General features: G+C 40.5%; 24 protein-coding genes. 20 read left to right on the top strand and 4 right to left on the bottom strand.

Annotated features, from left to right (window positions below; translation table 11 throughout):
- Position 1 precedes the first annotated feature (1 nt).
- From OFN73_RS01170 to purH, 18 genes are all read left to right on the top strand, one after another.
- Positions 2 to 1,930 carry a MacB family efflux pump subunit gene (locus OFN73_RS01170; RefSeq protein WP_270861869.1) on the top strand — a complete coding sequence of 643 codons (1,929 nt, stop codon included), beginning with the start codon at positions 2 to 4 and terminating at the stop codon, positions 1,928 to 1,930.
- 2 nt (positions 1,931 to 1,932) lie between these two features.
- Positions 1,933 to 3,291 carry a TolC family protein gene (locus tag OFN73_RS01165; RefSeq protein ID WP_270861868.1) on the top strand — a complete coding sequence of 453 codons (1,359 nt, stop codon included), beginning with the start codon at positions 1,933 to 1,935 and terminating at the stop codon, positions 3,289 to 3,291.
- A 101-nt stretch (positions 3,292 to 3,392) separates the two neighbouring features.
- Positions 3,393 to 3,527, top strand: coding sequence for a 50S ribosomal protein L34 (gene rpmH / locus OFN73_RS01160; protein WP_270859069.1), 135 nt, complete (start codon positions 3,393 to 3,395; stop codon positions 3,525 to 3,527).
- A complete protein-coding gene (gene rnpA, locus OFN73_RS01155) occupies positions 3,515 to 3,847 on the top strand; it encodes a ribonuclease P protein component (RefSeq protein ID WP_333720327.1) in 333 nt (110 codons plus the stop codon). The genes rpmH and rnpA overlap by 13 nt, the downstream gene beginning before the upstream one ends.
- Positions 3,844 to 4,173 (top strand): membrane protein insertion efficiency factor YidD, encoded by a 330-nt coding sequence (gene yidD / locus OFN73_RS01150; protein WP_270859068.1) that lies wholly within the window; start codon positions 3,844 to 3,846, stop codon positions 4,171 to 4,173. Before rnpA ends, yidD begins: the two co-directional genes overlap by 4 nt.
- Positions 4,174 to 4,175: 2 nt before the next feature.
- The gene (gene yidC, locus OFN73_RS01145) at positions 4,176 to 5,759 is read left to right on the top strand and encodes a membrane protein insertase YidC (RefSeq protein ID WP_442868094.1); all 1,584 of its coding nucleotides are present in this window, start codon (positions 4,176 to 4,178) and stop codon (positions 5,757 to 5,759) included.
- Positions 5,749 to 6,486: a Jag N-terminal domain-containing protein gene (locus OFN73_RS01140; protein WP_270861867.1), complete on the top strand. Its 738-nt coding sequence runs from the start codon at positions 5,749 to 5,751 to the stop codon at positions 6,484 to 6,486. Before yidC ends, OFN73_RS01140 begins: the two co-directional genes overlap by 11 nt.
- Positions 6,486 to 7,817, top strand: a complete 1,332-nt coding sequence (mnmE, locus tag OFN73_RS01135; RefSeq protein WP_270861866.1) for a tRNA uridine-5-carboxymethylaminomethyl(34) synthesis GTPase MnmE — start codon at positions 6,486 to 6,488, stop codon at positions 7,815 to 7,817. The genes OFN73_RS01140 and mnmE overlap by 1 nt, the downstream gene beginning before the upstream one ends.
- A 57-nt stretch (positions 7,818 to 7,874) precedes the next feature.
- Positions 7,875 to 8,756: a lysophospholipid acyltransferase family protein gene (locus OFN73_RS01130; RefSeq protein ID WP_270861865.1), complete on the top strand. Its 882-nt coding sequence runs from the start codon at positions 7,875 to 7,877 to the stop codon at positions 8,754 to 8,756.
- A complete protein-coding gene (locus OFN73_RS01125) occupies positions 8,756 to 9,649 on the top strand; it encodes an ELM1/GtrOC1 family putative glycosyltransferase (protein WP_270861864.1) in 894 nt (297 codons plus the stop codon). Before OFN73_RS01130 ends, OFN73_RS01125 begins: the two co-directional genes overlap by 1 nt.
- Positions 9,646 to 10,737, top strand: a complete 1,092-nt coding sequence (locus OFN73_RS01120) for a glycosyltransferase family 4 protein (RefSeq protein ID WP_270861863.1) — start codon at positions 9,646 to 9,648, stop codon at positions 10,735 to 10,737. Before OFN73_RS01125 ends, OFN73_RS01120 begins: the two co-directional genes overlap by 4 nt.
- Positions 10,738 to 10,777: 40 nt before the next feature.
- Entirely contained in the window at positions 10,778 to 11,755 is a 978-nt protein-coding gene (locus OFN73_RS01115) for a glycosyltransferase (RefSeq protein ID WP_270861862.1), read from the top strand.
- Positions 11,752 to 12,984, top strand: coding sequence for an O-antigen ligase family protein (locus OFN73_RS01110; protein ID WP_270861861.1), 1,233 nt, complete (start codon positions 11,752 to 11,754; stop codon positions 12,982 to 12,984). Before OFN73_RS01115 ends, OFN73_RS01110 begins: the two co-directional genes overlap by 4 nt.
- Positions 12,981 to 13,772 (top strand): polysaccharide deacetylase family protein, encoded by a 792-nt coding sequence (locus OFN73_RS01105; RefSeq protein ID WP_270861860.1) that lies wholly within the window; start codon positions 12,981 to 12,983, stop codon positions 13,770 to 13,772. Before OFN73_RS01110 ends, OFN73_RS01105 begins: the two co-directional genes overlap by 4 nt.
- On the top strand, positions 13,769 to 14,521 hold the full coding sequence (locus OFN73_RS01100) for a glycosyltransferase family 2 protein (RefSeq protein ID WP_270861859.1): 753 nt from the start codon (positions 13,769 to 13,771) through the stop codon (positions 14,519 to 14,521). The genes OFN73_RS01105 and OFN73_RS01100 overlap by 4 nt, the downstream gene beginning before the upstream one ends.
- A 53-nt stretch (positions 14,522 to 14,574) precedes the next feature.
- The gene (gene purL / locus OFN73_RS01095; RefSeq protein ID WP_270861858.1) at positions 14,575 to 16,767 is read left to right on the top strand and encodes a phosphoribosylformylglycinamidine synthase subunit PurL; all 2,193 of its coding nucleotides are present in this window, start codon (positions 14,575 to 14,577) and stop codon (positions 16,765 to 16,767) included.
- A gap of 2 nt (positions 16,768 to 16,769) precedes the next feature.
- Positions 16,770 to 17,672, top strand: coding sequence for a DnaJ domain-containing protein (locus OFN73_RS01090; RefSeq protein WP_270861857.1), 903 nt, complete (start codon positions 16,770 to 16,772; stop codon positions 17,670 to 17,672).
- Between the two features lie 34 nt (positions 17,673 to 17,706).
- The gene (purH, locus tag OFN73_RS01085) at positions 17,707 to 19,239 is read left to right on the top strand and encodes a bifunctional phosphoribosylaminoimidazolecarboxamide formyltransferase/IMP cyclohydrolase (RefSeq protein WP_270861856.1); all 1,533 of its coding nucleotides are present in this window, start codon (positions 17,707 to 17,709) and stop codon (positions 19,237 to 19,239) included.
- A 209-nt stretch (positions 19,240 to 19,448) separates the two neighbouring features.
- On the opposite strand, the gene OFN73_RS01080 is transcribed toward purH, so the two are convergent.
- A complete protein-coding gene (locus OFN73_RS01080) occupies positions 19,449 to 20,219 on the bottom strand; it encodes a hypothetical protein (RefSeq protein ID WP_270861855.1) in 771 nt (256 codons plus the stop codon).
- 18 nt (positions 20,220 to 20,237) lie between these two features.
- Positions 20,238 to 21,251 (bottom strand): hypothetical protein, encoded by a 1,014-nt coding sequence (locus tag OFN73_RS01075; protein WP_270861854.1) that lies wholly within the window; start codon positions 21,249 to 21,251, stop codon positions 20,238 to 20,240.
- Between the two features lie 98 nt (positions 21,252 to 21,349).
- On the opposite strand from OFN73_RS01075, the gene OFN73_RS01070 reads away from it, so the two are divergent.
- Positions 21,350 to 21,607 (top strand): helix-turn-helix domain-containing protein, encoded by a 258-nt coding sequence (locus tag OFN73_RS01070; protein ID WP_270861853.1) that lies wholly within the window; start codon positions 21,350 to 21,352, stop codon positions 21,605 to 21,607.
- A 196-nt stretch (positions 21,608 to 21,803) separates the two neighbouring features.
- On the opposite strand, the gene OFN73_RS01065 is transcribed toward OFN73_RS01070, so the two are convergent.
- On the bottom strand, positions 21,804 to 22,070 hold the full coding sequence (locus OFN73_RS01065; RefSeq protein WP_270859051.1) for a hypothetical protein: 267 nt from the start codon (positions 22,068 to 22,070) through the stop codon (positions 21,804 to 21,806).
- A 183-nt stretch (positions 22,071 to 22,253) separates the two neighbouring features.
- On the opposite strand from OFN73_RS01065, the gene OFN73_RS01060 reads away from it, so the two are divergent.
- Positions 22,254 to 23,318 (top strand): acyltransferase family protein, encoded by a 1,065-nt coding sequence (locus OFN73_RS01060; RefSeq protein ID WP_270861852.1) that lies wholly within the window; start codon positions 22,254 to 22,256, stop codon positions 23,316 to 23,318.
- A 53-nt stretch (positions 23,319 to 23,371) separates the two neighbouring features.
- Here OFN73_RS01060 and OFN73_RS01055 read toward each other — a convergent pair whose 3' ends face one another.
- The gene (locus OFN73_RS01055) at positions 23,372 to 24,709 is read right to left on the bottom strand and encodes a sodium-dependent transporter (protein ID WP_270861851.1); all 1,338 of its coding nucleotides are present in this window, start codon (positions 24,707 to 24,709) and stop codon (positions 23,372 to 23,374) included.
- Positions 24,710 to 24,715: the final 6 nt, after the last annotated feature.

Genomic DNA, 24,715 nt, shown 5'->3' with positions numbered 1-24,715 from the left:
CATGATAAAGTTAGAAAATATAAATAAAAAATTCAAACTCGGCGACGATGAGGTTCATATCTTAAAAGATATAAATTTGCATATAAAAGCCGGCGAATTCGTATCAATCATCGGTCAAAGCGGTAGCGGAAAATCCACGCTGATGAATATCATCGGCTGTATCGATACCCCAACTAGTGGAAGCTATAAAATCGATGATAAAGAGGTTGCTAAGCTTAGTTCAGATGAGCTTGCAAGCCTTAGAAGCAAGAAATTTGGCTTTGTTTTTCAAAAATACAATCTCATCGCCTCAATCGACGCTACCGAAAATGTCGCCCTACCAGCCGTGTATGCAGGCGTGCCATCTCATGCTAGGATTAAGCGCGCAATAGAGCTTTTAGAAGGTTTAGAACTAGGCGATCGCACGAAAAATCTACCAAACAAACTCTCAGGCGGACAACAGCAGCGCGTCTCAATCGCAAGAGCTCTGATAAATGGTGGCGAAATTATCCTAGCTGACGAGCCAACAGGCGCGCTTGATAGCAAATCTGGCGTCATGGTAATGGAAATTTTAAAAAAGCTTCACGAGGAAGGCCATACTATCATCGTCGTAACCCACGATAGCAATGTCGCCTCAATCGCAGATAGGATTGTCGAGATCAAAGACGGGCAAATTTTAAGCGATAATGTCAAAGTTGAGCGCACATTTGATTTGCATAAAGAAAAGTTAGAAAAAGAAAACTCGCTTTTCTCTGCCAAAGATCAGTTTATAGAGAGCTTTAAAATGTCAGTTAGCGCGATATTTTCGCATAAGTTGCGCTCGATTTTGACAATGCTTGGAATTATAATCGGAATTGCCTCAGTTATCTGCGTCGTTGCCCTAGGAAACGGCTCGGAGGAGAGGATTTTATCAAATATCCGCTCGATTGGCACGAATACCATTAGCGTCTATCCGGGGCGAAATTTCGGCGATATTAGAGCAGGCGGGATAAATACTCTAACCAAAAACGATTCCCTAGCATTAGCGCACCAGCCTTATGTGGATTATTCTACGCCAAACTCACGCACGAGCGGAACGCTAACTTATGCTAGTATGAGTGCGACGGGGCAGGTTTTTGGCGGTGATGTAAATTCGCTCGCAGTCAGCGGAATAGATGTGGTAGAGGGGCGAAATTTTAACGAAGATGATATAAAATACTCAAATTCTGTCATCATCATCGATCAAAACACCAAAAAAACGCTATTTAAAGGCGTGGAACCACTTGGAAATACGATTTTATTCAACGGCAGAGCTTTGCGCATAATCGGCATAGCTGGCGAGGATAAAAACGCCTTTGGCAGTAGCGAGAGTTTGCGCGTGTATGCGCCATATACGACCGTGATTGATAAAATTTCAGGCGATAGGCAGATTAGCTCAATTACGGTTAAAATCAAAGATGATGTCAGCACCGCAATGGCTGAGGAGAGTATCACACAGCTACTAATCCAGCGCCACGGCACGAGGGATTTTCACACGCGAAATTCAGATACGATTAAGCAAACGATAGAGAGCACGACAGGCACGATGAAAATTTTAATCGGCTCAATCGCCTTTATTTCGCTAATCGTGGGCGGAATCGGCGTAATGAATATCATGCTAGTCTCAGTTACCGAGCGCACCAGAGAGATCGGAATCCGCATGGCAATCGGCGCCAAAGAGGGCAATATCTTGCAACAATTCCTAATCGAGGCGATTTTGCTATGCTGGTTCGGCGGAATTTTGGGAATTTTGTTTGCGCTTTTAATCGGATTTAGTTTTAACTCGCTAAGCCCTGATTTTTCGATGAAATTTACCATTGCGCCGATAATCGTATCCTTTGCGGCTTCATCTGCTATCGGGATAATTTTCGGGTATTTGCCAGCAAGAAGTGCAAGCAAACTAAACCCAATCGACGCATTAGCACAGGAGTAGAGATGAAATTTAATATATTTGTAAGCGCAGTTTTTGTGGCGTTTTTTGGCGGGTGTGCCGCGATAAATAGCAACCTTGATTACGAAGTGCAAGATAGCTTTATAGACGAAAACGAAACCTATGAAATCGCGCAGGATTGGTATAAGGGATACAATCAGCCATATTTAAATGCCCTTGTTGATGAGGCTTTGGCGAAAAACCACGATTTGCGCGCAGCGGCGTTAAATTTAGAGCGCGCGTATGCGAATTTAGGCCTTAGCAAAGAGGATTTATTCCCTACGCTTGGGGCTTCGTGGGGTGCTAGTGCAAACCGCGATATCAGCAGAAGTGATGAGTGGAGCAAGACTTATAGCTCTGGCTTTAATGTCAGCTATGAGCTAGATCTTTTCGGGCGGATTCGCTCGAACATAAATGCTAGCGAGTGGGACGCGAGTGCGAGTGTGTTTGACTTGCAAAATGCTCGTTTGACGCTGATAAATTCGGTCGTGAGCGGGTATTTTGAGATGCTTTATCTAAACGACGCGCTAAAATGGACGAAGCAAAATTTAAAAGATTATGCGCAAATCGAGCAAATCGTCAAGGCAAAATACGATTATGGCAGATCCGAGCTCATCGAATACAAGCAGGTGCAAAACAGCATTTTGAATCTAAAAAACCGCGTTTTGGAAATCGAGAAAAATATCGAGGATAACCGCAAATTTATGCGTGATTTAATCTCGCCTGATTTGGAGTTTCGCACAGATTTGCCAAGCATTGAGAGCGTGAAATTTCTAGGCGCAGACCTTAGCGTGCCTTACACTGCTTTGCATAATCGCCCAGACATTAGAGCTGCGATTTCTAGGCTAAATGCGGCGTTTTATGACCACAGACGCGCAAGGCTAAATTTCTTCCCGCGCGTAAATTTGGGCGCAGGGTTAAATTCAGCTAATACAGATAAATTTAGCGATGGATTTGATTTGAAATTTTTGAGCGGAAATGTCAGCATTAGCCTGCCGTTTTTGGACTATGGACGGCTAAAATCGCAGTTAAGGATAGCTGAGGTGGATTTTTACGCTTACCGAAATTCTTACGAAAAAACCCTAAGCGACGCAGTAAATGAGACGCTAAATTTGTATAGAATTTACGAAATCAACCGCGCAAGGCTTGCAAATTTAGCCGATACTTACAAAACAGCCAGCGAGATTGAGCGCATTTACCGCGTCAAATACGACGCAGGTGCTAGCGAGCTAAAAGATTTTTTGGAGGCTAGATCGAGTGCGATTTCGGCGCGAATAAATCTACTTGCGCAAAGATATGCGAGTATGCAAAATGAAATTTCGATTTACCGCGCTATGGCTGGTAAATTTCGCCAAAAATTTTAAATTTTAAAATTTGTTTAGCATTGAAAAATTTAGTTTTTCAATGCTTTTTAAGTAAAATTTTTGTAAAATCCACACCTTAAATTTTTTAAAAAAGGAAGAATATGAAAAGAACATATCAACCACACAACACCCCTAGAAAGCGCACACACGGCTTTCGTGTAAGAATGAAAACAAAAAATGGACGCAAAGTTATCAACGCAAGACGCGCCAAAGGTAGAGCAAGATTGGCTGCGTAGGTAGTTTCGCTCCGATAAGCGAAAATCAGGTTTTTTCAGAAGTTTATAAAAGTGCTGCGAAATGGCACTGTGATTGCGCTGTCGTGTATTTTATGGACGGCGAGCGCAGGTTTAGTGCGATAGCTAGTAAAAAGATTGGAAATGCGGTTAAGCGAAATCGCACCAAACGCCTGCTAAGAGCGGCGTTTTATAATCAGCAAAATTTATTAAAAGATGGCACTTTTATCATTATCGCAAAAAAACAGATTGAAAACATGAGTTTTAAAGAGATAGAGCGAAGTTTGCGTTGGGCTTTTAAAAAGATAGGTTCGATAAAATGAGAAATTTTTGTGTTTTTTTGATTAAATTTTACAGAGCCTTTATTTCACCTCTTTTACCTGCGAGTTGTCGCTACTATCCCACATGCTCTACTTACGCGCTCTATCAGTTTAAATTTAACCACCCCTTACACGCATTTTTTGCTACATTAATTAGAATTTTAAAGTGCAACCCTTTTTTCAAGGGCGGTATAGATCACCCTATCATCAAGCATAATTTTAAATTTAATTTTTTTTGGGCATGCAAAAACAGTGCTTTGGGCGTAAAACCAAAAATTTGGTTTATACCATATTCAAAAAATCAGTATTATATAATATTTAGGAGATAATCGTGTTAGATCAAATATCCCAACAAAAACGCCTAGGACTAGCTATTTTGCTAGCTTTTTTGTTTTTTGTGGCATACGACCATTTTTATATGTCAAAAGTCAGAGCCGCTATGGAGGCGAACAAAACAGCCACTGCCGCGCAAAGTGCGCAAAGCGTGGCAAAACAAGCCCCAACTAGCGCAAGTGCTAGCATAACTCCAAGCGCAAGCGCGGGTGCGAGCGCGCAAAATCAGTTAGTCAAAATCGTCGGCAAAGAGGCGAATTTTACGATTGATAATTTCGGTCGCATTAGTTCATACACACTAAATGATAAAAAATTTACAAAAGAGGGCGAACCGATAAATTTAATCAGCAAAGATGGCGATTCAAAACCGCTTGAAATCAGATTCGAAGACGCTAATTTAAACGAGCTAGCATTTTCTACTCCATACACTGCCTCTGCTGATAGATTAGATATCACAAACGGCGCGGCTAGCGTGGTTTTGACACAAAATTTAGGCGATTTTGTCGTTAGTAAAAATTTGAAATTTAACCCAAATGGAAGTTACGAAATCGATATCAAATTTAACCGCCCGACTTCGTATTTTATCACACCTGGCTCTCGCCCTGATGTCGAGGTAGATGGATACACAATCCACGGTATCACAGTGGGCAAAAGCGACGATACAGTCGAGATTTTCGAAGACGGCGATGTGAGCGAAAACGAACGCGTCGAAAACGCCGTGTTTGTGGCTAGCTCAGATAGATACTACACAAGCCTATTTTTTGGCGAAAATTTAAACACCACGATTACTAGCGCAAACGATATTTCGCAAGCCTTCATTAGAGCAAACGGCGATTTTAAGAGCATTGGCTATATCGGACCGAAGGATTATGTAACCCTAAAAGAGGTAGATCCAAAGCTAACTAATGTCATCGAGTATGGCTGGTTCACCTTCATCGCAAGGCCTATGTTTAAATTTTTGCGCTGGATTTATAGCCATGTAGGCAACTGGGGCTGGGCGATTGTGATACTTACGCTAATTATTCGCGCAGCACTCTTTCCGCTTAGCTACAAGGGTATGTTATCAATGAATAAACTAAAAGATTTAGCCCCAAAAATGAAGGAGTTGCAAGAAAAATACAAAGGCGATCCGCAAAAATTGCAAATGCACATGATGGAGCTATATCGCAAAAACGGCGCGAACCCAATGGGCGGATGTTTGCCGATACTACTTCAAATTCCGGTATTTTTCGCGATTTATCGCGTGCTTTTAAATGCAATCGAGCTAAAAGGCGCTGAGTGGGCTATGTGGATACACGATCTATCGCTAAAAGATCCATATTATATCTTGCCGATTTTGATGACAGCACTTATGTTTTTACAGCAAAAAATCACGCCTACTTCATTTACAGACCCAATGCAAGAGAAGGTAATGAAATTCTTGCCACTAATGTTTGGTGTGTTTTTCCTAATGTTCCCAGCAGGTCTTACGCTGTATTGGACGGTGAATAATATGTGTTCGATAGTGCAACAATATGTCATAAACAAAATCTTTGCTCGCCAAAAGCAAGCCCAAATTTCGGAGAAAAAACATGAAAATTGAAGCGATAAATTTAACGCAAGCTTATCAAAAAGCAGCAGATGAGTTTGGGTGTTCGATTACCGAGCTAAATATCAGGGTAATTCAACAGCCAAGTAGCGGATTTTTGGGCTTTTTTAAGAAAAACGCCATTATCGAGGTTGTCAAAAAGGGCGAGAAATTTCCACAAAGCGAAAATTTAAGCCAAAAACCAAATGATGAGAAAAAACCGCAAAATTCGCAAAAAACTAGAAGCGCAAATTCGCACAAAGTCCGCAAAGAAAAGCCAAAAGCTACCATAAATGATGAAATTTGCAAAGATATCGAGCAAAAAATCACAAATTTAATCGCACAAAGCGGATTTAATCTTAGTGTTTGCGAGGTTAAAATTCACGATGAAAACAGCGTCTATATCAAAATCGACGGCGATGATAGCGCGCTTTTAATCGGCAAAGAAGGCCACAGATACAAGGCATTTTCGTATATGATTTATAACTGGATTAGTATGAAATACAACCTCTCTGTCGTTTTTGAAGTGGCTGAATTTTTGCAAAACCAAAGCAAACATATTGATTCGTATGTGGGCGCATTAAAGGCGAACGCAAACGGCTCAAAAATCGTAACCAAGCCATTTGACGGGGCATTTGTCAAAATCGCTAGCGACAAGATTAAAGAAAGCTTCCCAGATCGCACGATCGGTATCAAATCCACTCGTAACGGCAAAATCATCATAATCGACGAAAAAAATTAATGAATCAAACAATCGCTGCTATCGCCACCGCTCATGGAGTCGGTGGAATATCAATCGTGCGTATAAGCGGGGCAGGCGCCCTGCAAATCGCGCGCGAAATTTCACATAAAAATGACTTCTCACCGCGCCACGCCACACTAGCGAATTTATACGGCACTGACGGGGTGAAATTTGGCGAGGCGATTTTTATATATTTCAAAGCCCCGCATAGCTTCACTGGCGAAGATGTCGTGGAGATACAAACACACGGCGGACTTATTAGCTCGTCTATGGCGCTTGATAGCGTGGTTTCGCTAGGAGCGCGTATCGCTGAGCCTGGGGAGTTTAGCAAAAGGGCGTTTTTAAATGGCAAAATGGATTTAAGCAAGGCTGAGGCGATTAGCGATTTGATACTTTCTCGCTCAGAAAGTGCGGCTAAGATTTTATCTCGTAACTTGCACGGCGAGCTTGAAGGCTTTGTAAATGACCTGCGCGCTAAGCTTGTCAAAACTCTTGCATTTGCCGAGGTTTGCATAGATTATGCCGAAGAGGATTTGCCACGCGATGTGCTTGAAAATTCGCTAAAAATGCTAAATGAAAACATAGAAAATTTAGAAAAAATCACCCAGATTAGCAAGAGCAGAAAAGGGTTAATCGAGGGCTTTAAGGTCGCAATCGTAGGCAAACCAAATGTGGGCAAAAGCAGTATTTTAAACGCGCTTTTAAACTACGAGCGCGCAATCGTCAGCGATGAGGCGGGCACGACTAGGGATAGAATCGAAGAGAGCCTTAAAATCGGCACTCACCTAATCCGTATCATTGATACAGCAGGCATTAGGCATGGCGAGAGCAAGACCGAAAATATCGGCATTTCATACTCAATCAAGGCGATTGATGAGGCTGATATTATCCTGGCTGTGTTTGATAGCTCTGCGAAATTTGAGAACGAAGATGAAAAAATCGTCCAAATTTTGGAGCAAAAAAGCAATAAAAAAATATTTTATATCCTAAATAAATCTGATTTAGCGCAAAATTTTGCATATAATTTTGCGCAAAAACCGCTTAAAATTTCAGCCAAAAATGGCGTCGATGAGATTTTAAAAGAGCTTGAAATTTATCTAAATTCGCAGAATTTCGACGGACTTATGCTAAGTAATACTCGCCAAATCAATGCTTGCCAAAACGCGCTAAACGCCCTAAAAAGCGCGCGCGAAAAGCTAAACGAGGCCGAGCTTGAAATTTTTGCTTATGAAATGAATCGCGCCATAGAGCAGATTTCATCGATTTCTAGGCCCTTTGAGAGGGACGAAATTTTAGATGAAATGTTTGGGAATTTTTGCCTAGGAAAGTGATTTTATATCTTATTTAGCCAAAATTTACTATAATTACCCCTTTTAATAAGGGTGAAAATGAGAGAAAAATTTGAATATTTCCTAGCCGTAATTTTAATAAAATTAGCCAAAATTCTACCGACAAATTTCTTATATTTTTTCTTTGATTTCTTGGCGAAATTCGCCTTTTTTGCGCTAAAATCACGCGCAAAAATCGCTATAAAAAACCTCAGCCTTGCCTACCCACAAAAATCAGCTGGCGAGATTAAAACCCTAGCGCGCGAAAATTTCCGCTCTGTGGCCAAAACCCTGACCCAAACCCTGCTTTTCTACCATGAAAGGCTCGATTTTAACGCACTTATTGCAAACAAAGATGAGGCATTAGAAAAGGTAAAAGCGCTAAAAGGCGACAGCAAAAACGGCATTTTGTTTTTTACAGCGCATTTTGGAAACTGGGAAGTTTTAGCCCATTTTTGCGGCGCAAACGGCTTTCCTATGGCGGTTGTGGGACGCAGGGGAAATAACGAACTCATCGAAGATCGCCTAGTTACGCCATTTCGCAAAAAATACGGCAACGAGCTAATCTACAAAGATAACGCCATGCGCGGGCTTGTCGAGCGTCTAAGGGCGGGCAAAAATGTAGGAATCCTGCCAGATCAAAAGCCGGGCGGAAAAAACAGCCTAAAAACCACATTTTTTGGGCGCAAGTGTTACACCACAAAGACGATTGCGTCGCTGTATTTGAAATTTAACCCAGTCCTAATCCCCATTTTTGCGCGTCGCATGAGTGATGGTCGCTACGAAATCGTCATCAAAGATTTCACCCCGCCAAGCGCGGATTTGGATAAATCACAGGCTGAGCAGTTTATAACCCAGCAGTGCAACGATATCTTCGAAGAGGTCGTGCGAAGCGCGCCCGAGCAGTGGTTTTGGATGCATAATCGCTGGAAAGTTGGCTAATGAGAGCGCTTATCTTTACCGACGGGCGCAAGGGGCATGAGAGCCAAAGCGTGGCGTTTTGCGAGTTAAAAGGCTTGGAATTTGAGCTTTGCAAGGTTAGTTATAAAAACAAAATTTTAAAAATTCTCTCATATTTTTTGGATTTTTTGGGGCTGAAATTTAAAATTTTCGAGTGCGAAAACAAAAATTTTGCGAATTTTGACATTTTCGTGGGAGCTGGGTCTGTGACATACTATCCCTTAAAATACTGTGCCGCGAAATTTGGCAAAAAAAGCGTTGCGCTAATGTATCCAAAAGGCTATAAAAAGGACTTTTCGCTCATTTTCGCTAACGCTCACGATACCACGCAAACTGCGCCAAATGTGGTGATTTTGCCGACGAATTTAAACCTTAGCAAAGTAGCGAATTTCTACGCTCCCAAAAAAAGCGCGATCGCATTTGTCATCGGTGGGCCAAACGCTTCGTTTGATATGAGTAGCGAAATTTGCGAGATTATAGAAGAGATTAAGGCGAAATTTCCGCTCCACGAATACACTCTGACTACTAGCCCACGCACACCACGCGATATCGAGGTGCAGTTTGAGCGCGCGAATTTCGATTTTAGCGTGATTTATAGCAAAAATCAGATTAATCCAATCGGCGATTTTTTGGAGGGTTGCGAGTGGATTTTTATCACGCAAGATTCTGTTTCGATGATAAGCGAGGCTGTGTGCAATGGTCGCGCAAATGTCGCTGTTTTGGCACTTCCACGCAAAAATTCGCACAATAAATTTGACGATTTTATCGCAAATTTAGCGCAAAATGAGTGTTTGCGAATTTACGCTAAAAACGGCGAGTTAAAACCGACAAAAAAGATAAATTTAAGCCAAATTTTACAAGGAATTAGCCTATGAGAGTGGTGCAAATACTGCCAGAACTTAACGAGGGCGGCGTCGAGCGCGGTGTGGTCGAGCTCACGCGCGAATTTGCTAAATTTGGCGTGGAGAGCGTGGTGATTAGTAACAGCGGAAAGCTAGTAAGCGAGCTAGAAAAAAACGGCGTGCGCCACATAAAATTCGATGTTTGCTCCAAAAATATATTCACAGCGCTTTCCCGCGCTAGTGCGCTAAAAGAAATTTTGCGCGAGATCGCCCCAGATATCGTGCATGTGCGCTCTCGCGTGCCTGCATGGCTAGTGAAATTCGCCAAAAGGGGGCTAAATTTTGGGTTAGTTAGCACCGTGCATGGGCTAAATTCTGTGAATTTTTACAGCAAAATCATGGTAAAAGCCGATAAAATCATCTGTGTCAGCAACGCTACGAAGGATTATGTAGTGCGAAATTTCGGCGCAGATGTCAGCAAAATCAGGGTGATTCCGCGCGGAATTGATTTGGAAAAATTTAATCCTAGTAATTTAGACGCCGAATTTATGGCGAAATTTCGCGCCGAATTTGGGCTAAAAGATAGCGATTTCATCGTCGCAAGTGTCGGCCGCATAACGCAACTCAAAGACTATGAAACGCTCATAAAAGCGGGGCAAATTTTAAAGCAAAGCCTTAGTGAGGGGCTAAAAATTTTAATCGTGGGCGGTGTGCGAGAGGATAAAAAAGAGTATTTTTTGGGGCTACAAAATTTAGCGCGTGAGTTAAATTTGGCGCAAAGCGTGATTTTTACGGGTTCGCAAAGCAAAATCCCTGAGATTTACGCGCTAAGCAATGTCGTCGTGAGTGCGTCGAAAAAGCCTGAGAGTTTCGGGCGAAGCGTGGCTGAGGCAATCGCGCTAAATGCGCCTGTGGTGGCGAGCAATCACGGTGGCGTGCTAGATATAATCAAATCTGGCGAAAATGGCGAGTTTTTCGCCGTGGGCGATGAGAGGGAGCTAGCCGTGGCGGTAGAGCGCGCGAAGGATTATAAATTTGACGGATACGGCTACATAGCGAAGAATTTCAGTTTAGCGCAAATGGTGGAGAAAACTATGAGTGTGTATAAGGAGATGGTGTGATAGCTATAAATTTTGCTATTTTGACGCAGTGGGGGCAATTGTGAGAATTGCTTACCTCGTTGCAAGTAAATTTTATGGTGGCGTCGAAAAAATTGCCTGCGATAGCCTAAATGCGCTGTGTGTGCGACACGATGTGCTTTTGATATTGCCTAAGGGCTTTATATTTTGGGATAAAATTTTGCCAAATGTTAAGGTTTGTGAATATACAAATTTTGATAAACGCTACAATCCGCTTTTATATATTGAAATTTTGCAAATTTTGAAAAAATTTAAGGCTGAGATTTTTCATACGCACGGCATGAAAGCCACTCAAATGGGATTTTTGATAAATAAAATTTTGCCTATAAAATTTATAGCCTCTAAGCATAATGATAGAAAGGCTGGGATTTTTAGGCATATTAAAAATGTAATTGGGCATTCACGCAAAATTTGCGCTAGCGTTCCGCACACTAGGTTTTTGCATTTTGGCATAACACCTCAAATCTTACAAAAAAGCCTACCTCAAATAAACCCCTTTGTCATAAGCGTGATTGGTATGCTAGATGGGATTAAGGTATTTGATGAATTAATCAAGGCGCGTGCGAGGTTGGAATTTGATTATGTCTTGCAAATCGTAGGTAGCGGAAACGAATTAGAAAATCTAAAAAAATTAGCGCGAAATTTAGGGAATTCTAATTATGTGGAATTTTTGGGTTTTAGCAACATGATAGCAGAAATTTTAAACAACTCATTCTTACGGGTCGTATCTTCTAAAAGTGAGGGCTTGGGGCTTGTGCTAATCGAGGGATTACTTTATTATATGATTATGATTTTGCGCAATGTAGGGATTGCAAGTGAAATTTTACCCAGCGATTTTATCTTTGACTATACGAAACTAAGCGATAAAATCGGCGAAATTTATTCTAACTACGACAAATTTTTCTACAAAATCTGTCAAATTCAGCAAAACAAAAAGGGTGAGTATCTGTTTCTCTCGTATATTCAAAATTTAGAAAATTACTATAAGGAGCTAGCTTGATTACGCTTGCAAAGAGTGCTAAATTTAGCATTGACAAAGTTTTAGAGTGGCTTATTTATCTGCTTAGTGTTTCGTTTTTTTTCGGTAAGGCATACAATGTCGTGGCTGGACTGATTATAGTTTTGTTTTTGGTCAAGGTTATAAAAGAACGAAATTTTGCAATTTTTAGGGATAAATTTTTTATTTTTATTAGCATTTGGTCGTTGTATATGTTTAGTACTATCATTTGGGCGAGTCACAAAGGTGGTATTGCTAGTGGCGCAGGAGTAATTTTTGCGTGGAGTTTGCTCTATTTAGCGGTGGTTTCTACACTGAATTCAAAAGAAAAATTAGAGCGATTTTTCAAGCTTCAAGCCTTTATCGTGCTTTTTATAGCCTTTAATTGTCTGCTTCAATTTGTCCTCGGTAAAAATCTTTTTGGCACTCCGATACTCGCTGATAGAGCGACAGATTTACTTACGAATACTACGCGCAAGTTCCCATATATCGTCCCGCTATATGTGGGTGTGTTTGGAGTAATGCTGATTTTGCGAGATAGGCTAAAATCACATTATTTGCTCTATCTTGTGGCATTGATTTCGATATTTGTCAGTATTGTTCTTAGCGGAATTCGTGGCTCTCTAGTGATTTTGGTGTTATTTTTGCCATTTATCGTATTTTCTAGTCCGCATAGAAAATATGCTCTGGGTGCGTTTGTGTTTTTTTGTGTCGGCGTGGGGGCGATTTTGTTAAGTTCGGATAAGCTTCAAAGCAGATTTGCTACTCTCGCTCACCCTTTTGAAAACCAAAAACATTACCGAGTGGCGATTTATAAAACCGCTTTTGAAATGATTAAAGATAATCCAATTTTGGGCGTAGGTTTTAAAAATTTTCGTCATAGAGAGTATGAGTATTACAAACCAGAATTTCAAAGCTATGAAATCGACCCTAAAAATGGTAAATTTGTTCATCACGCACATAGTCCATGGCTAGATGTTTTAAGCGAGCAGGGCGCAGTGGGGCTTTGTTTTATGCTTACTCTATTTGCTTATGTATTTTTTTGCGTTTTTAAGCGCGGAGTTTTTATGTTTATTGGCGCATTTAGCGTATTTTACGCATTTTCGTTTTTTCACTCGACATTTGCGCTTTCAAATTCTAGATGGTCGTTTTTTATGATATTTGCAGTAACAATTTATGCCGTGATTAGTAAATATTACAAAATTTTACATGAAAATGGAGAGAGATATTGATATATTTTTTCGCAATTTTAGCTGTGGCGTTTATAGCCTTTTCGTGCAGGTATAACTGGTGGCGGATCCCGCAGGGCTGGGATAAAGCGCGCGTGCTGATGTATCATAGCATAAGCGAGCATAAGGGCGATAAATTTGATAAATGGCGCGTTCGCCCAGCCGATTTTGAGGCCCAAATCGCGTGGCTAGCCAAAAACGGCTTTACTACTTTCACGCTTAGCGAGTTAGCAAATTTAGCCCAAATCCCGCCAAAATCGCTCTGTATTACCTTCGATGACGGATTTATGGATAACTACACAAACGCCTTTGAAATTTTGAAAAAATATAATTTCAAAGCCACGATTTTTGTGGTGGCTACTGCTACGCAAAACGACTGGGAGCGTGGAAATACCGAGCATTTAAGCCAAATTTTAACTAGCGATGAGATAAATTTAATGCACCGCTCAAATTTAATCGAGTTTGGCTCGCACACGCTAAGCCACGCGAATTTAGAGCGTTTGTGGGCGAGCGAGCCCGAAAAAGCGCGAGATGAAATCGAAAAATCCAAAAAAGAGTTAGAGAAAATCACCGGGCGAGAGTGCAGGGTTTTTGCCTATCCTTACGGCAAATTTAATGATGAAATTTTGTCATTTACTAGGAGTGTGGGATACTGCGCCGCGGTTGTGGTAAAGCGCGGACTTTACGAAGCGGGCGATGATAAATTCGCCATAAAGAGAATTGGCGTTTTGGGGACGGAGAGTTTTTTTGATTTTTGGCTGAAATTTACGCGCATAAGGAATAAACTATGATAAATGCAAGTGTCTATGCAATCGTGCAAAACGAAGAAAAACATATCGAACGAATGCTAAAAAGTGTCGCGGATTTCGCTGAAATCATCATCGTCGATAGCGGTAGCACCGATAAGACGCTAGAAATTGCGCAAAAATTTAATGCTAAAATTTATCATAAAAAATTTACAAACTACGCCGAACAAAAGGAATTCGCTAAAAATTTGTGTTCAAATGAATGGGTGCTAAATTTAGATGGTGATGAAGAAATCAGTGTGGAATTAAAAGATGAAATTTCAAAGGTGATTGAAAACAACGATATTGATGGGCTTGAAATCAAAATTTCGACATTGTATCTTGGTAAATGGACGCATAAATTTGGCAAACATATCCAAAGGATTAGATTTTTTAGAAAGTCATGCGGACATTATCCAGAAAAACTTATACACGAAAGTATAAAATTTACAGGAAAAAGTGTAGTTGCAAATGGCATTATAAGGGACTATGGAACCCAAAATTTACAAATACATATCGATAAAATCAATAAATATTCTACTCTAAGGGCTGAGGAAAAAATCGCAAAAAATAAAAAAAGTTCATGTTTAAAATTAATTTTTGTTTTTCCAGCAATTTTCATAAAATCCTATTTCATTCGCAAAAATTTTTTAAATGGAAAAAGTGGTTTTATTGGCTCTATGATTAACGCATTTTACGCATTTATGAAAGAGGCGAAATTGTATGAAATTTGGCTTAACAAAAAAGGAAATTAAGCAAAATTTAGCTATTATAAAAAGTTATTAAATTCCACTAAAAGGGCGATAAAATGGATAAAAAAACCATTGCGGCACACAAAATCAGCGAAGACGAATATGCGAAAATTTTAGAAATTCTAGGGCGTGAGCCAAATTTGCTAGAACTTGGCATTTTTTCGGCTATGTGGAGCGAACACTGCTCATATAAATCAAGTAAAAAATACCTAAACGGCTTTCCAACCAAAGCCCCATGGGTCATACAAGGTCCAGGCGAAAATGCCGGTGTTATCGACATTGGCGGTGGCATGGCAGCTGTTTTTAAAATGGAAAGCCACAATCACCCTAGCTACATTGAGCCGTTTCAAGGCGCAGCCACGGGCGTAGGCGGAATTTTGCGCGATATTTTCACAATGGGCGCAAGAGTCGAAGCAAATCTAAATTCGCTTCGTTTTGGCGATGTCGTGGGAAATTCCAAAACAAATCGCTATCAAAGATATTTAGTCAAAGGCGCAGTTAGCGGTATCGCACACTATGGCAACTGCATGGGAATTCCTACGATAGGCGGCGAAACGACATTTGATAGCAGTTTTAACGGAAATATTTTGGTAAATGCCTTTGCTCTTGGAATTGTAAAAAGTGATGAAATTTTCTACGGCAAGGCAGAAGGCGTGGGAAACTCAGTCATTTATGTAGGCTCAAAAACAGGCAGGGACGGGCTTGGTGGAGCTGTTATGGCAAGTGATAGCTTTAACGATGAAAACAAATCTCTTCGCCCGACCGTGCAAGTTGGCGATCCGTTTGCCGAAAAGCTTTTAATGGAAGCTTGTTTGGAGCTTTTTAAGACTGACTATGTCGTTGGAATCCAAGATATGGGTGCGGCGGGGCTTACATCGAGCAGTTTTGAAATGGCAGGACGAAGCGGAAGCGGTATGAAAATGCACCTTGATCGTGTCCCTATGCGTGAAAGCGGTATGACGCCTTATGAGCTAATGCTAAGCGAAAGCCAAGAAAGAATGCTAATTTGCGCGAAAAAAGGTTGCGAAGATAAGATAAAAGAGATTTTTGCGAAGTGGGATTTAGACGCAGAAGTCATCGGCGAAGTAACCGATACCGGTAAAATGGAGCTTTACTGGCACGGCGAGTTAGCTGGCGAGATTCCAATCGAGCCTTTAAGCGAAGCAGCACCGATTTTAGACCGCCCTACAAAACGCCCAGCGTATTTGGACGAAATCGCAAACCAAAATTTATGCACATGCTCTGATAAATTTGACATAAACGCCGATTTTGACAAGGTTTTTTCGCACCCAGATGTGCTAAATAAATCACTCATTTACGATCAATACGACGCAAATGTCGGGCTAAACTCAGCCAAACGCCCAGGCAAATTGGGTGCAGCGGTAATGAGAGTCAAAGAAAATGGCACAAAACTCGCAATCGCTATGGATTGCAACACCCGCATGAATTATATAGATCCTTTCACTGGCGCAGCACTTGCTGTGGCTGTGAGCGGACGCAAGGTAGCCCTTAGTGGCGCGACACCGCTAGCCATAACTGACTGCCTAAACTACGGCAACCCGCAAAACCCAGAGGTTATGTGGCAGTTCGCACAGGGCGCAGAGGGTATCAAAGAGGCCTGCAAGGCTCTAAATACGCCAGTTGTGAGCGGAAATGTGAGTTTGTATAACGAAACAGAGGGTGTGAGTATCCAGCCGACCCCTGCGATCGTAACCGTGGGCGTAAATAACGGCGAGATTATCCCTAGTGATTTCACTCAGGCTGATACTAGCGTCTATTTGGTGGGCGATACATACGGCGTGTTTTCAGGTTCGCTGTATCAACAAGCCATAAAAGGCGCAATCGGAGGCATGCTACCAAAGCTAGATTTAGTCAAAGAGCGCAAACTTTGGGATTTTGCGATTAAAGCGGGCCAACAGGGCGCATTGCGCTTCGCAAACTCAGTAGGAATCGGTGGCGTGGCAATCACCCTAGCCAAAATGGCGTGTGTGGGCAAAATGGGTGGCGAGTTTAAAATGCCGTGCGATGATGAGAGAGATATTTTCGACGAGAGCTTTACTCGCGCGATTTTCGGCGTAAAAGATGAAGCAAAATTTGAAAGTTTGGCGCGCGAAGCAGGGCTAAATTTCGTAAAACTAGGCATTACTGGCGGTAAAATTTTCCAAATCAATAGCATTTCGCGCGATTTGGGAGAGTTGAGCGAAATTTATTTCAACGAATTTGCGAAAATCATTAGAAGCGAAGATTAATAGTGTCGAGTATTTTTTATCTATTTTTGGCTTTTTTGCTTTATCATTTTATAAAGGGATTTATAAGCGGTATTAGCGGAAATTCCGGCTATGAGAGAAAAGAGCCAAAAATGAGCCTTGAAGAGGCGAAAATTTTAATCACCCTAACTGCAAAGGTCGCCAAAAGCGACGGCGTGGTAAATGAGACAGAAGCCACGATGATAGGCGAGATTTTGGACGATTTGGTTCGCAAAATGGGCGGTGGCGAAAACGAGAGAAAACTTTTGAAGCAAGTTTATAAGATAAACAAAGACAAAGAGCACGATATCTACTCTCTCGCGTTTCATTACAATCAAAAATTTCACCTAAGTTCGAGCCGAAAAGCGGCACTAATTTATTTTTTCTTAAACATAGCCTATATCGATCGCTCATTTAGCGAGCAAGAGCGAGATATAATCGCCAAAATCGCGCGCGGATTTGGTATGCCTTCCCATGTGGTAAGTCAAATTTTTGCTATGTTTGAGGCGAGCTATTATGGCACATACGGCGGTTCTAGCCAAAACTACGATAACCGCGGGCGTGGTGGCTACCAAAATAGCCGAAATTCTGGCGGTTACGGCGATAGTCGCGGTGGCAGTTATGGCGGAAATTACGGCGGCGGATATCAAAATTCTAGCTCTGGTGGCGGATATGGTGGTTCTGCGCGAAATACAAGCTCGAAAAAAGACCCTTACGAAGTCTTGGGCGTGGATAAGAGTGCAAGTTTTGGCGAGATAAAGAAAAAATACCGCGAACTAGTCAAAAAATACCACCCAGATATTTTAATGGGCAAGGGCGCAGATGACGAGATTATCCAAGAAGGCACGAAAAAGCTTCAAGAAATCAACGAAGCGTATGAGAGCTTAAAAGAAAAATTTGGCGAGTAAAATTTAAATAAATTTCAATTTATAAGGAGTGAGCATGAGAGCGTTAATCAGCGTTAGCGACAAAGACGGCGTAGTAGAATTTGCAAAAGATTTGGCAAATTTGGGTTGGGAAATTTTAAGCACGGGTGGCACATATAAGCTACTTTGTGAAAACGGCGTAAATGCTGTGGAAGTGAGTGCCTACACAGGAAGCCCTGAGATGTTTGAAGGCAGAGTAAAAACCCTGCACCCAAAAATTCACGGCGGAATTTTGCATAAAAGGGACGACAAAAATCACGCCGAACAAGCCCTAAAACACGGCATTGGCGGAATTGATTTGGTTTGCGTGAATTTATACCCATTTAAACAAACCACGATTCGCACAGATGATTTTGATGAGATTATCGAAAATATCGACATTGGCGGACCTGCTATGGTGCGAAGTGCAGCGAAAAATTTCAAAGATGTTTTGATAGTAACGGACATTTTAGATTATGATTTAGTCATCGAAAAAATCAAAGCAAAAGCCGATGATTTGGAATTTCGCCGAAGCCTTATGATAAAAGCCTACGAGCACACTGCTGCGTATGATAGCATGATAGCAAACTATATGAACGAGCGATTTAACGGCGGTTTTGGTGCTAAAAAATTTATCACAGGCTCAAAAGTCATGGCGACAAGATATGGCGAAAACCCGCACCAAAAGGGCGCTTTGTATGAATTCGAAAACTTTTTTAGCCTAAATTTCAAAGCCCTAAAAGGCGAAGCAAGTTTTAACAATATGACTGATATTCACGGCGCAGTTATGTTAGCAAGTAGCTTTGGCGAAGCCCCAGCAGTAAGTATCTGCAAACACGCAAATCCATGTGGTTTTGCCATAAAATCAAATTTGCTAGAAAGCTACACCGAAGCGCTCAAATGCGACCCTGTTTCGGCTTATGGTGGCGTAGTGGCGATAAACGGCACACTTGATAAGGCTTTGGCTGAAAAAATCAATGAAATTTTTGTGGAAGTCATCATCGCAGCCAATGTCGATGACGCCGCACTTGAAGTCTTTGCAAACAAAAAACGCATTAAAATTTTCACGCAAGAGAATAAATTTTTAATGCGTGAAAATGATAAATATGACTTTAAATTCATAGACGGGGGATTTGTCTATCAGGAACGCGATTATGTGGGTGCTGATGAGGTCAAAAATGCTAAATGCGTTACCAAGCGTTCGGCAAATGAGGGCGAATTTACCGATTTGCAAATCGCTTGGCAGGTGGCGGCTCTGACTAAATCAAACTGTGTTGTGTATGTGAAAAATTCGGCAATGGTGGCGATCGGCATGGGTATGACAAGCCGTGTCGATGCTGCGCGCGCGGCTGTGGCAAAAGCAAAGGATTTGGGCTTAGATTTGCAAGGTTGCGCACTGGCAAGTGAAGCGTTTTTCCCTTTCAAAGATAGCATAGAAATCGCAAATGAAGTGGGCGTAAAAGCCGTAATCCAACCGGGTGGCTCGATAAGAGATGATGAAGTCGTCGCTGCGGCGGATGAGTTTGGCATGGCGATGTATTTTACGGGAATTCGCCACTTTTTACATTAAAATATTATTTGCAATTAAACGAGCCTAGCTTTTTCACGGCGTGGGCTAGGGCAGACAAGTCGGTCTAGTCCGTCGCCCACTCCGTGAAAAATCGTCGGCATAAGTGTTAAATTTTGCAATTCCAAATCTAACTTTCGTAGGGTGGGCATCCTTGCCCACCACAAATGAAATGTAAGGAATTTGGTAGTATAAATACCAACGCTACGGTGCTATGGGAGTTCTATATCATTTTTTTGTGCGATTTTTCTTATGTTTTCACCACAATTTTTTAGTCCAATATTTGAGCATAAGTGTGGAAAAACTATAAATCTTGTCTGAACAAATAAGCACTTTTTGCCGTTTTTATATTCGGATATAGCACAATCAAAATCCGAGTTTTTTTCGCCGTCGTAATGCTTAATATCATCATTTTTAATGCCAAAAGCTATTTTAAATTTATCAAATGTTTTTCCGGTGCAAATTATGATTTTTGGTTGATATTTTTCCTTTAACTCTTTTAATAGTTTAAATCTTTTATGGCATTCTTCTATGTAATGGTTATAGTCCTTAAAACCTATTGCTTGTGCTGTTTTATTTCTTTTATCAAAATCTCTTGTATTTGGAAAAGAAATCGGCAATAAATTCATTTTGAAAAATCCAATTTCATTTTTTCCAAATGGCTTAAAATCGTTATTAAATTTTTTATAATCTCCATTGTAATCGAGCATGTGTGAAAGTATTTTTATAGCATTTCTATTATATGGATATTTGATATTATCATACAAATCTTCAATTCCTGCAAAAAAGTTTTTATTATTTTCAATGATATTTTTTAAAGGTATATAGTTACAAAGAGTATTTTTTAAATCTTCGATATTATTGTATCCGAGACCCCACTCGATACCACATAGCCAAATGCTTTGTCTTTTGGGGCTTCCTAAATCCCCGCCGTCAAAACCTACACTTGAAAGCAGGAAATTTCTAACCTTTTCATTTATCATAAATAAAACCTTTCTTGATTAAAATAAATTTATTCTTTTATTATTGTAAAGAGCGCTCCAAAAAAATAACATTCCTGCTGCATCATAAGTATTAATTCCAGATATTTGCGGTTTTTTTCCGATAATGCCCCTTCTGTATTCAATCCCTGCTATTTCAAAATTTTCGTTTGTTTTATTTAATGCAAATTTAAATACCAAATCAAAATATTCAGTTTCTTTTATTGTTTGTTTAAATTCTTCATATTTTAAGTTTGCTTCTTTAATTCGTCTTTCTTTATTTTGTGCGAAAATTTCTCTTCTTTCTTGATATTTGGCTTTTTCTCTTTCTATTTGCTCGTCTCTATCTTCGATGATTTCGTCTTTGAGATATTGCAAATTTTCTTTTGCATTTGCCAATTTTTCACTATGTTCTTTTTGGATTTCTTCATTTTCAAATTCCATTTGTCTTCTTTTTTTATCCACTTTGGCTTGGCATTCTTTCATAAAATCGTCCGCATAAGCTTTACCCTTATGTTTGAGCCAATATTTATAATCCGACTTACACATATCATCAAACATTTTTACTTCCGCTGCTATGCCAGTAGCGCTATTCATCCACTCTGTTTGGTTGGTTTTGGCTTTGTCTGCATTATTTAATTGTCGTTGATATGATTTTTCTATCTTGCTTAAATCTTGTTCAGCTTTTTGGGTTATGGAATTTATTTTTTGATTTGTTTCTTGTTCATCTTGTATGGCATTATCGGCTAAATTTTCAGCTTCTTCTACGATTTTTTGAAAATATTCATTACCTTGCGTTACGAACTCATTTTTTAATTTACAACTTGCTTCAACCACAATTCTTCCATTTGAAGCCTTTATTTCTTCCCATTTTGTGCCTTCACACATTTGATAACTATCTATAACATCGCCTATCGTTAAACTTGGATCTAATTTTTCAAATATGGTGTTTTTAGCTTTGCCGATATTTCCGCCAAAACCAAAAAACGCATACGAATTAACACACAATATTAAAAGTAAAGCCATTTTTTTCATTTGAAAATCCTTATTTTAAATTTACCTAACCATAGTTAGTTGATAAGAAATTATAATACTAATATACTTACAGTTAGTTTAACCATAGGTAGGCGAAATTGAAAGACTGCACCATTACAGACGAACAAATGGAGCAAATTTACAAAACTATCGGCGAAAATGTCAAACGCATACGCACACAAAAGGGCGTTTCGCAGTTAAGCCTAGCTATGGCGATAGGACACAAGGCAGTCGGCACGATTTCTATGGCTGAACTTGGCATAAATAAAAAACATTTCAACATAGAACACCTAGTCAAAATCGCAAATGTCCTAGAAGTCAGCGTTTGCGAGTTTTTCAAATCAATCAAAATTTAAATTTGCTTGTCATTGCGAGAGCCAACGGCTCGAAGCAATCCAGAGAAATTTAATGGTAGTTTTATACTTGCTTTCATATCCGATAAATGCTTCTATTACTTGGTGTTGTTTTTTAAGAGAAATATTTGGCTAAAATTTGAAATTTAATAGGCAAAATTTTAGCAAATTTTGCCTATTGCAAAAGAAAATTTGGGTTTTAAAGAGATGAACCAAATCCAAGTGCGGCTATTAAAGCAGGACTAGTTGCAAAAGCGATAATTAACAAAATCCAAGCTATTACTGCGACAAGTATAGAGGATTTGCCTTTTACGGCACCAAATGTTGCGACTAGGGCGCAAATAAATGCAAGCGGAACAAATACAATTCCAAGAAAAAAAATCCCTAAAATAGCAAAAATAATGGCTAAAATTCCCGCCACATTGCTACTATTTTTCTGGACTATGACTATTTTTTCATCTGCCATGAAAAACTCCTTAATAAAAAAATAAGCGTTTATTCTACCCCCCCCCCCCCCCTTAAACTGGGCTGAAAATTTTGCCGTGTAGGCGCAAAATTTTACTTTTTTAATTTTGCATTAATTAGATTTTAACCGATAAAGTAAGATAATTATCGCTTTGTAAAATTTTTAAAGGAGGTTGTGGTATTTATGAATTTTTTATCATTGCCCAATGCCGGGCGACAAAATGAGTTGGATATAGCAAGGGGTCTTGCTGTAATCTTTATGGTGCTAATCCACTGCGTGGAATACTTCTACAACGGCGAAGATTCCGTGTTTTTCAAGGTCGCAAACTTCCTAGGCTCACCGCCTGCTGCGCCTGTTTTTATGTTTATTTTGGGTTGCGGTATTGTCTATTCTAGGCGTAGTGCGCCGGGGCTACTTTTTAAGCGTGGCGTGATATTTTTGGTGTTATCTTATGTCTTTAACGCGCTTGTGTATGTGCTTCCATACTACATTAGCTCTAAGCTAAACGATGACGCTGAAATTTTCGAAGAAAACTGGACGCAGATTTACGATGCGGACATTTTGCAGTTTGCGGGACTTGCGTTTATATTTTTTGCGCTAATGAAAAAGCTAAATTTATCAAATTTAGGCTATCTCATAGTGGGCATTATCTGCTCAGGTGCTGCAATGTATCTAGGCGAGAATTTCGCAGAGTTTGAATCTGACGCAATGTTGGCAGTAACAGGGCTATTTTGGGGCACACACGAGGGAAGCTATTTTCCATTTTTAAGCTGGATTGCCTACCCGATAGCTGGATATTTATTCGCTGATATTTTAATCTACACTCGCCCAGAAGATAAAGGCGCACTATACACAAAACTAAGCCTTATTTGCGCGGTTATCTTTATCGCCGCAGCCGTGGTATTGGCGAAGTTTTATGCGTGGGACGATATGATGGACGGCGATCCATACTATCACCAAAACATATTTTTTAACATAATGTTTATCGCCTTTGTTTTGGCGTGGATTGGGCTAATGTATCTGGTAGCTAAGGTGCTTCCGAATCTCATTATGTCGTGTTTAAAAACGATAAGTGTGCTTGTAACGCCGTTTTATGTGTTGCAATACATTTTCATCATTTATATTGCCGTGCTTGTTTTTGGCGACGAAGCAGAGTGGGATATGAATCCTGTGCTACTAATGTTTGTAGCTGTGAGCGTGCTATCATACATCGTAGCGGTAATCTACTCAAAAATTCGCAAAGCATAAAAAAAGGCTACCGAAATTTCGGTAGCCCAAATTTTAAATTTTACTCTCCAAATTTAGCTAAAAAACAGCAAATTTACCATTATTATGATTATTGCAAATGGCGCGATAAATCTTAGCGAAAAATACCAAATCTCAAACGCACCCTTGCCCATATCCTCGCCAAAAAACTCCGCCAAAAGGGATTTTTTCATCACAAATCCGACGAAAATCGCCGAACTTAGCGCGCCAAGAGGAAGCATGATATTTGAGGTCAAAAAGTCTAAAATATCAAAAAATCCTTTGCCAAAAAATGTAAAACTCTCGCCAAATTCCGCGTTCATTGATAGCGTGCAGCACGCTCCTAGCGCGCCTACGACTATGCCTGATAACCCGCACGCTCTATTTCTAGAAATGCCAAAATGATTGACAAGATATAAAATAAATGGCTCTATCATCGAAACCGCGCTCGTAATTCCAGCAAAAAACAGCGACACAAAAAACAAAATCGCTAAAATTTGCCCCATAAAGCCAAGCTTGGCAAACATCGTGGTAAGCGATACAAACACCAACCCTGCGCCCTGAGATGGGCTAGCGTTAAATTCGAAGATAAATGTAAATACGATTAGCCCCATCATTAGCCCGATTGCGATATTGATAAATACGATATTTACGCAACTTTTCACTAGCTTTACACCCTCTCCTAGGCTAGCAGCATACGCAGCGATACAGCCAATCCCGATACAAAGGGTAAAAAGTGAAAGTCCAAGCGCATCAAGCACGCTAGCGACGGTGATTTTGGAAAAATCAGGCGTGAATAAAAACTTCACCGCCTCGCCAAACCCGTCCATAAAAACTGCATATCCTAGCATTAAAAGCAAAAGCACGAAAAGCAGGGGCATCATTATCAAATTTAGCTTTTCTATGCCGCTTTTGATTCCGCGCGATACCACAAAAAGTGTCAGCACAAGCCCTAGCGCATAAAATGCAAGACTTGAAAATAGCGAGTGCGAAATCACGCCCCCAAAAAGTGCGCCAGCCTCATCTACTGAGGCAGGAAGCGCGCTAAAACCGATGAAAATGTATCTCATAACCCAGCCAAGGATTACGAGATAAAATGACAAAACAAAAATTCCGCCCACTATGAAAATTCCAGCGAATTTCCACTTTTCGCCGTTTTTGGGGTCGAGATATCTATACGCGCTAGGCAAATCGGCTCTGCTAATGCGCCCAATCGCCATTTCGGCTAAAAATAGGCTAAACCCAATCCCAAGCGTGAGCACGAGGTATAAAAGCACAAACGCGCTTCCGCCGTTGCTACCGACTAGGGTCGGAAACTTCCACGCATTTCCAAGCCCCACAGCACCGCCGGCGACCGCTAAAACAAAGCCGATTTTGCTAAATCTATCGTTCATAATCTT

This window comes from Campylobacter sp. JMF_14 EL1 (genome assembly GCF_027737585.1).
Taxonomy (GTDB): Bacteria; Campylobacterota; Campylobacteria; order Campylobacterales; family Campylobacteraceae; genus Campylobacter_B.
This window is presented reverse-complemented; position numbering and strand designations above follow the sequence as displayed.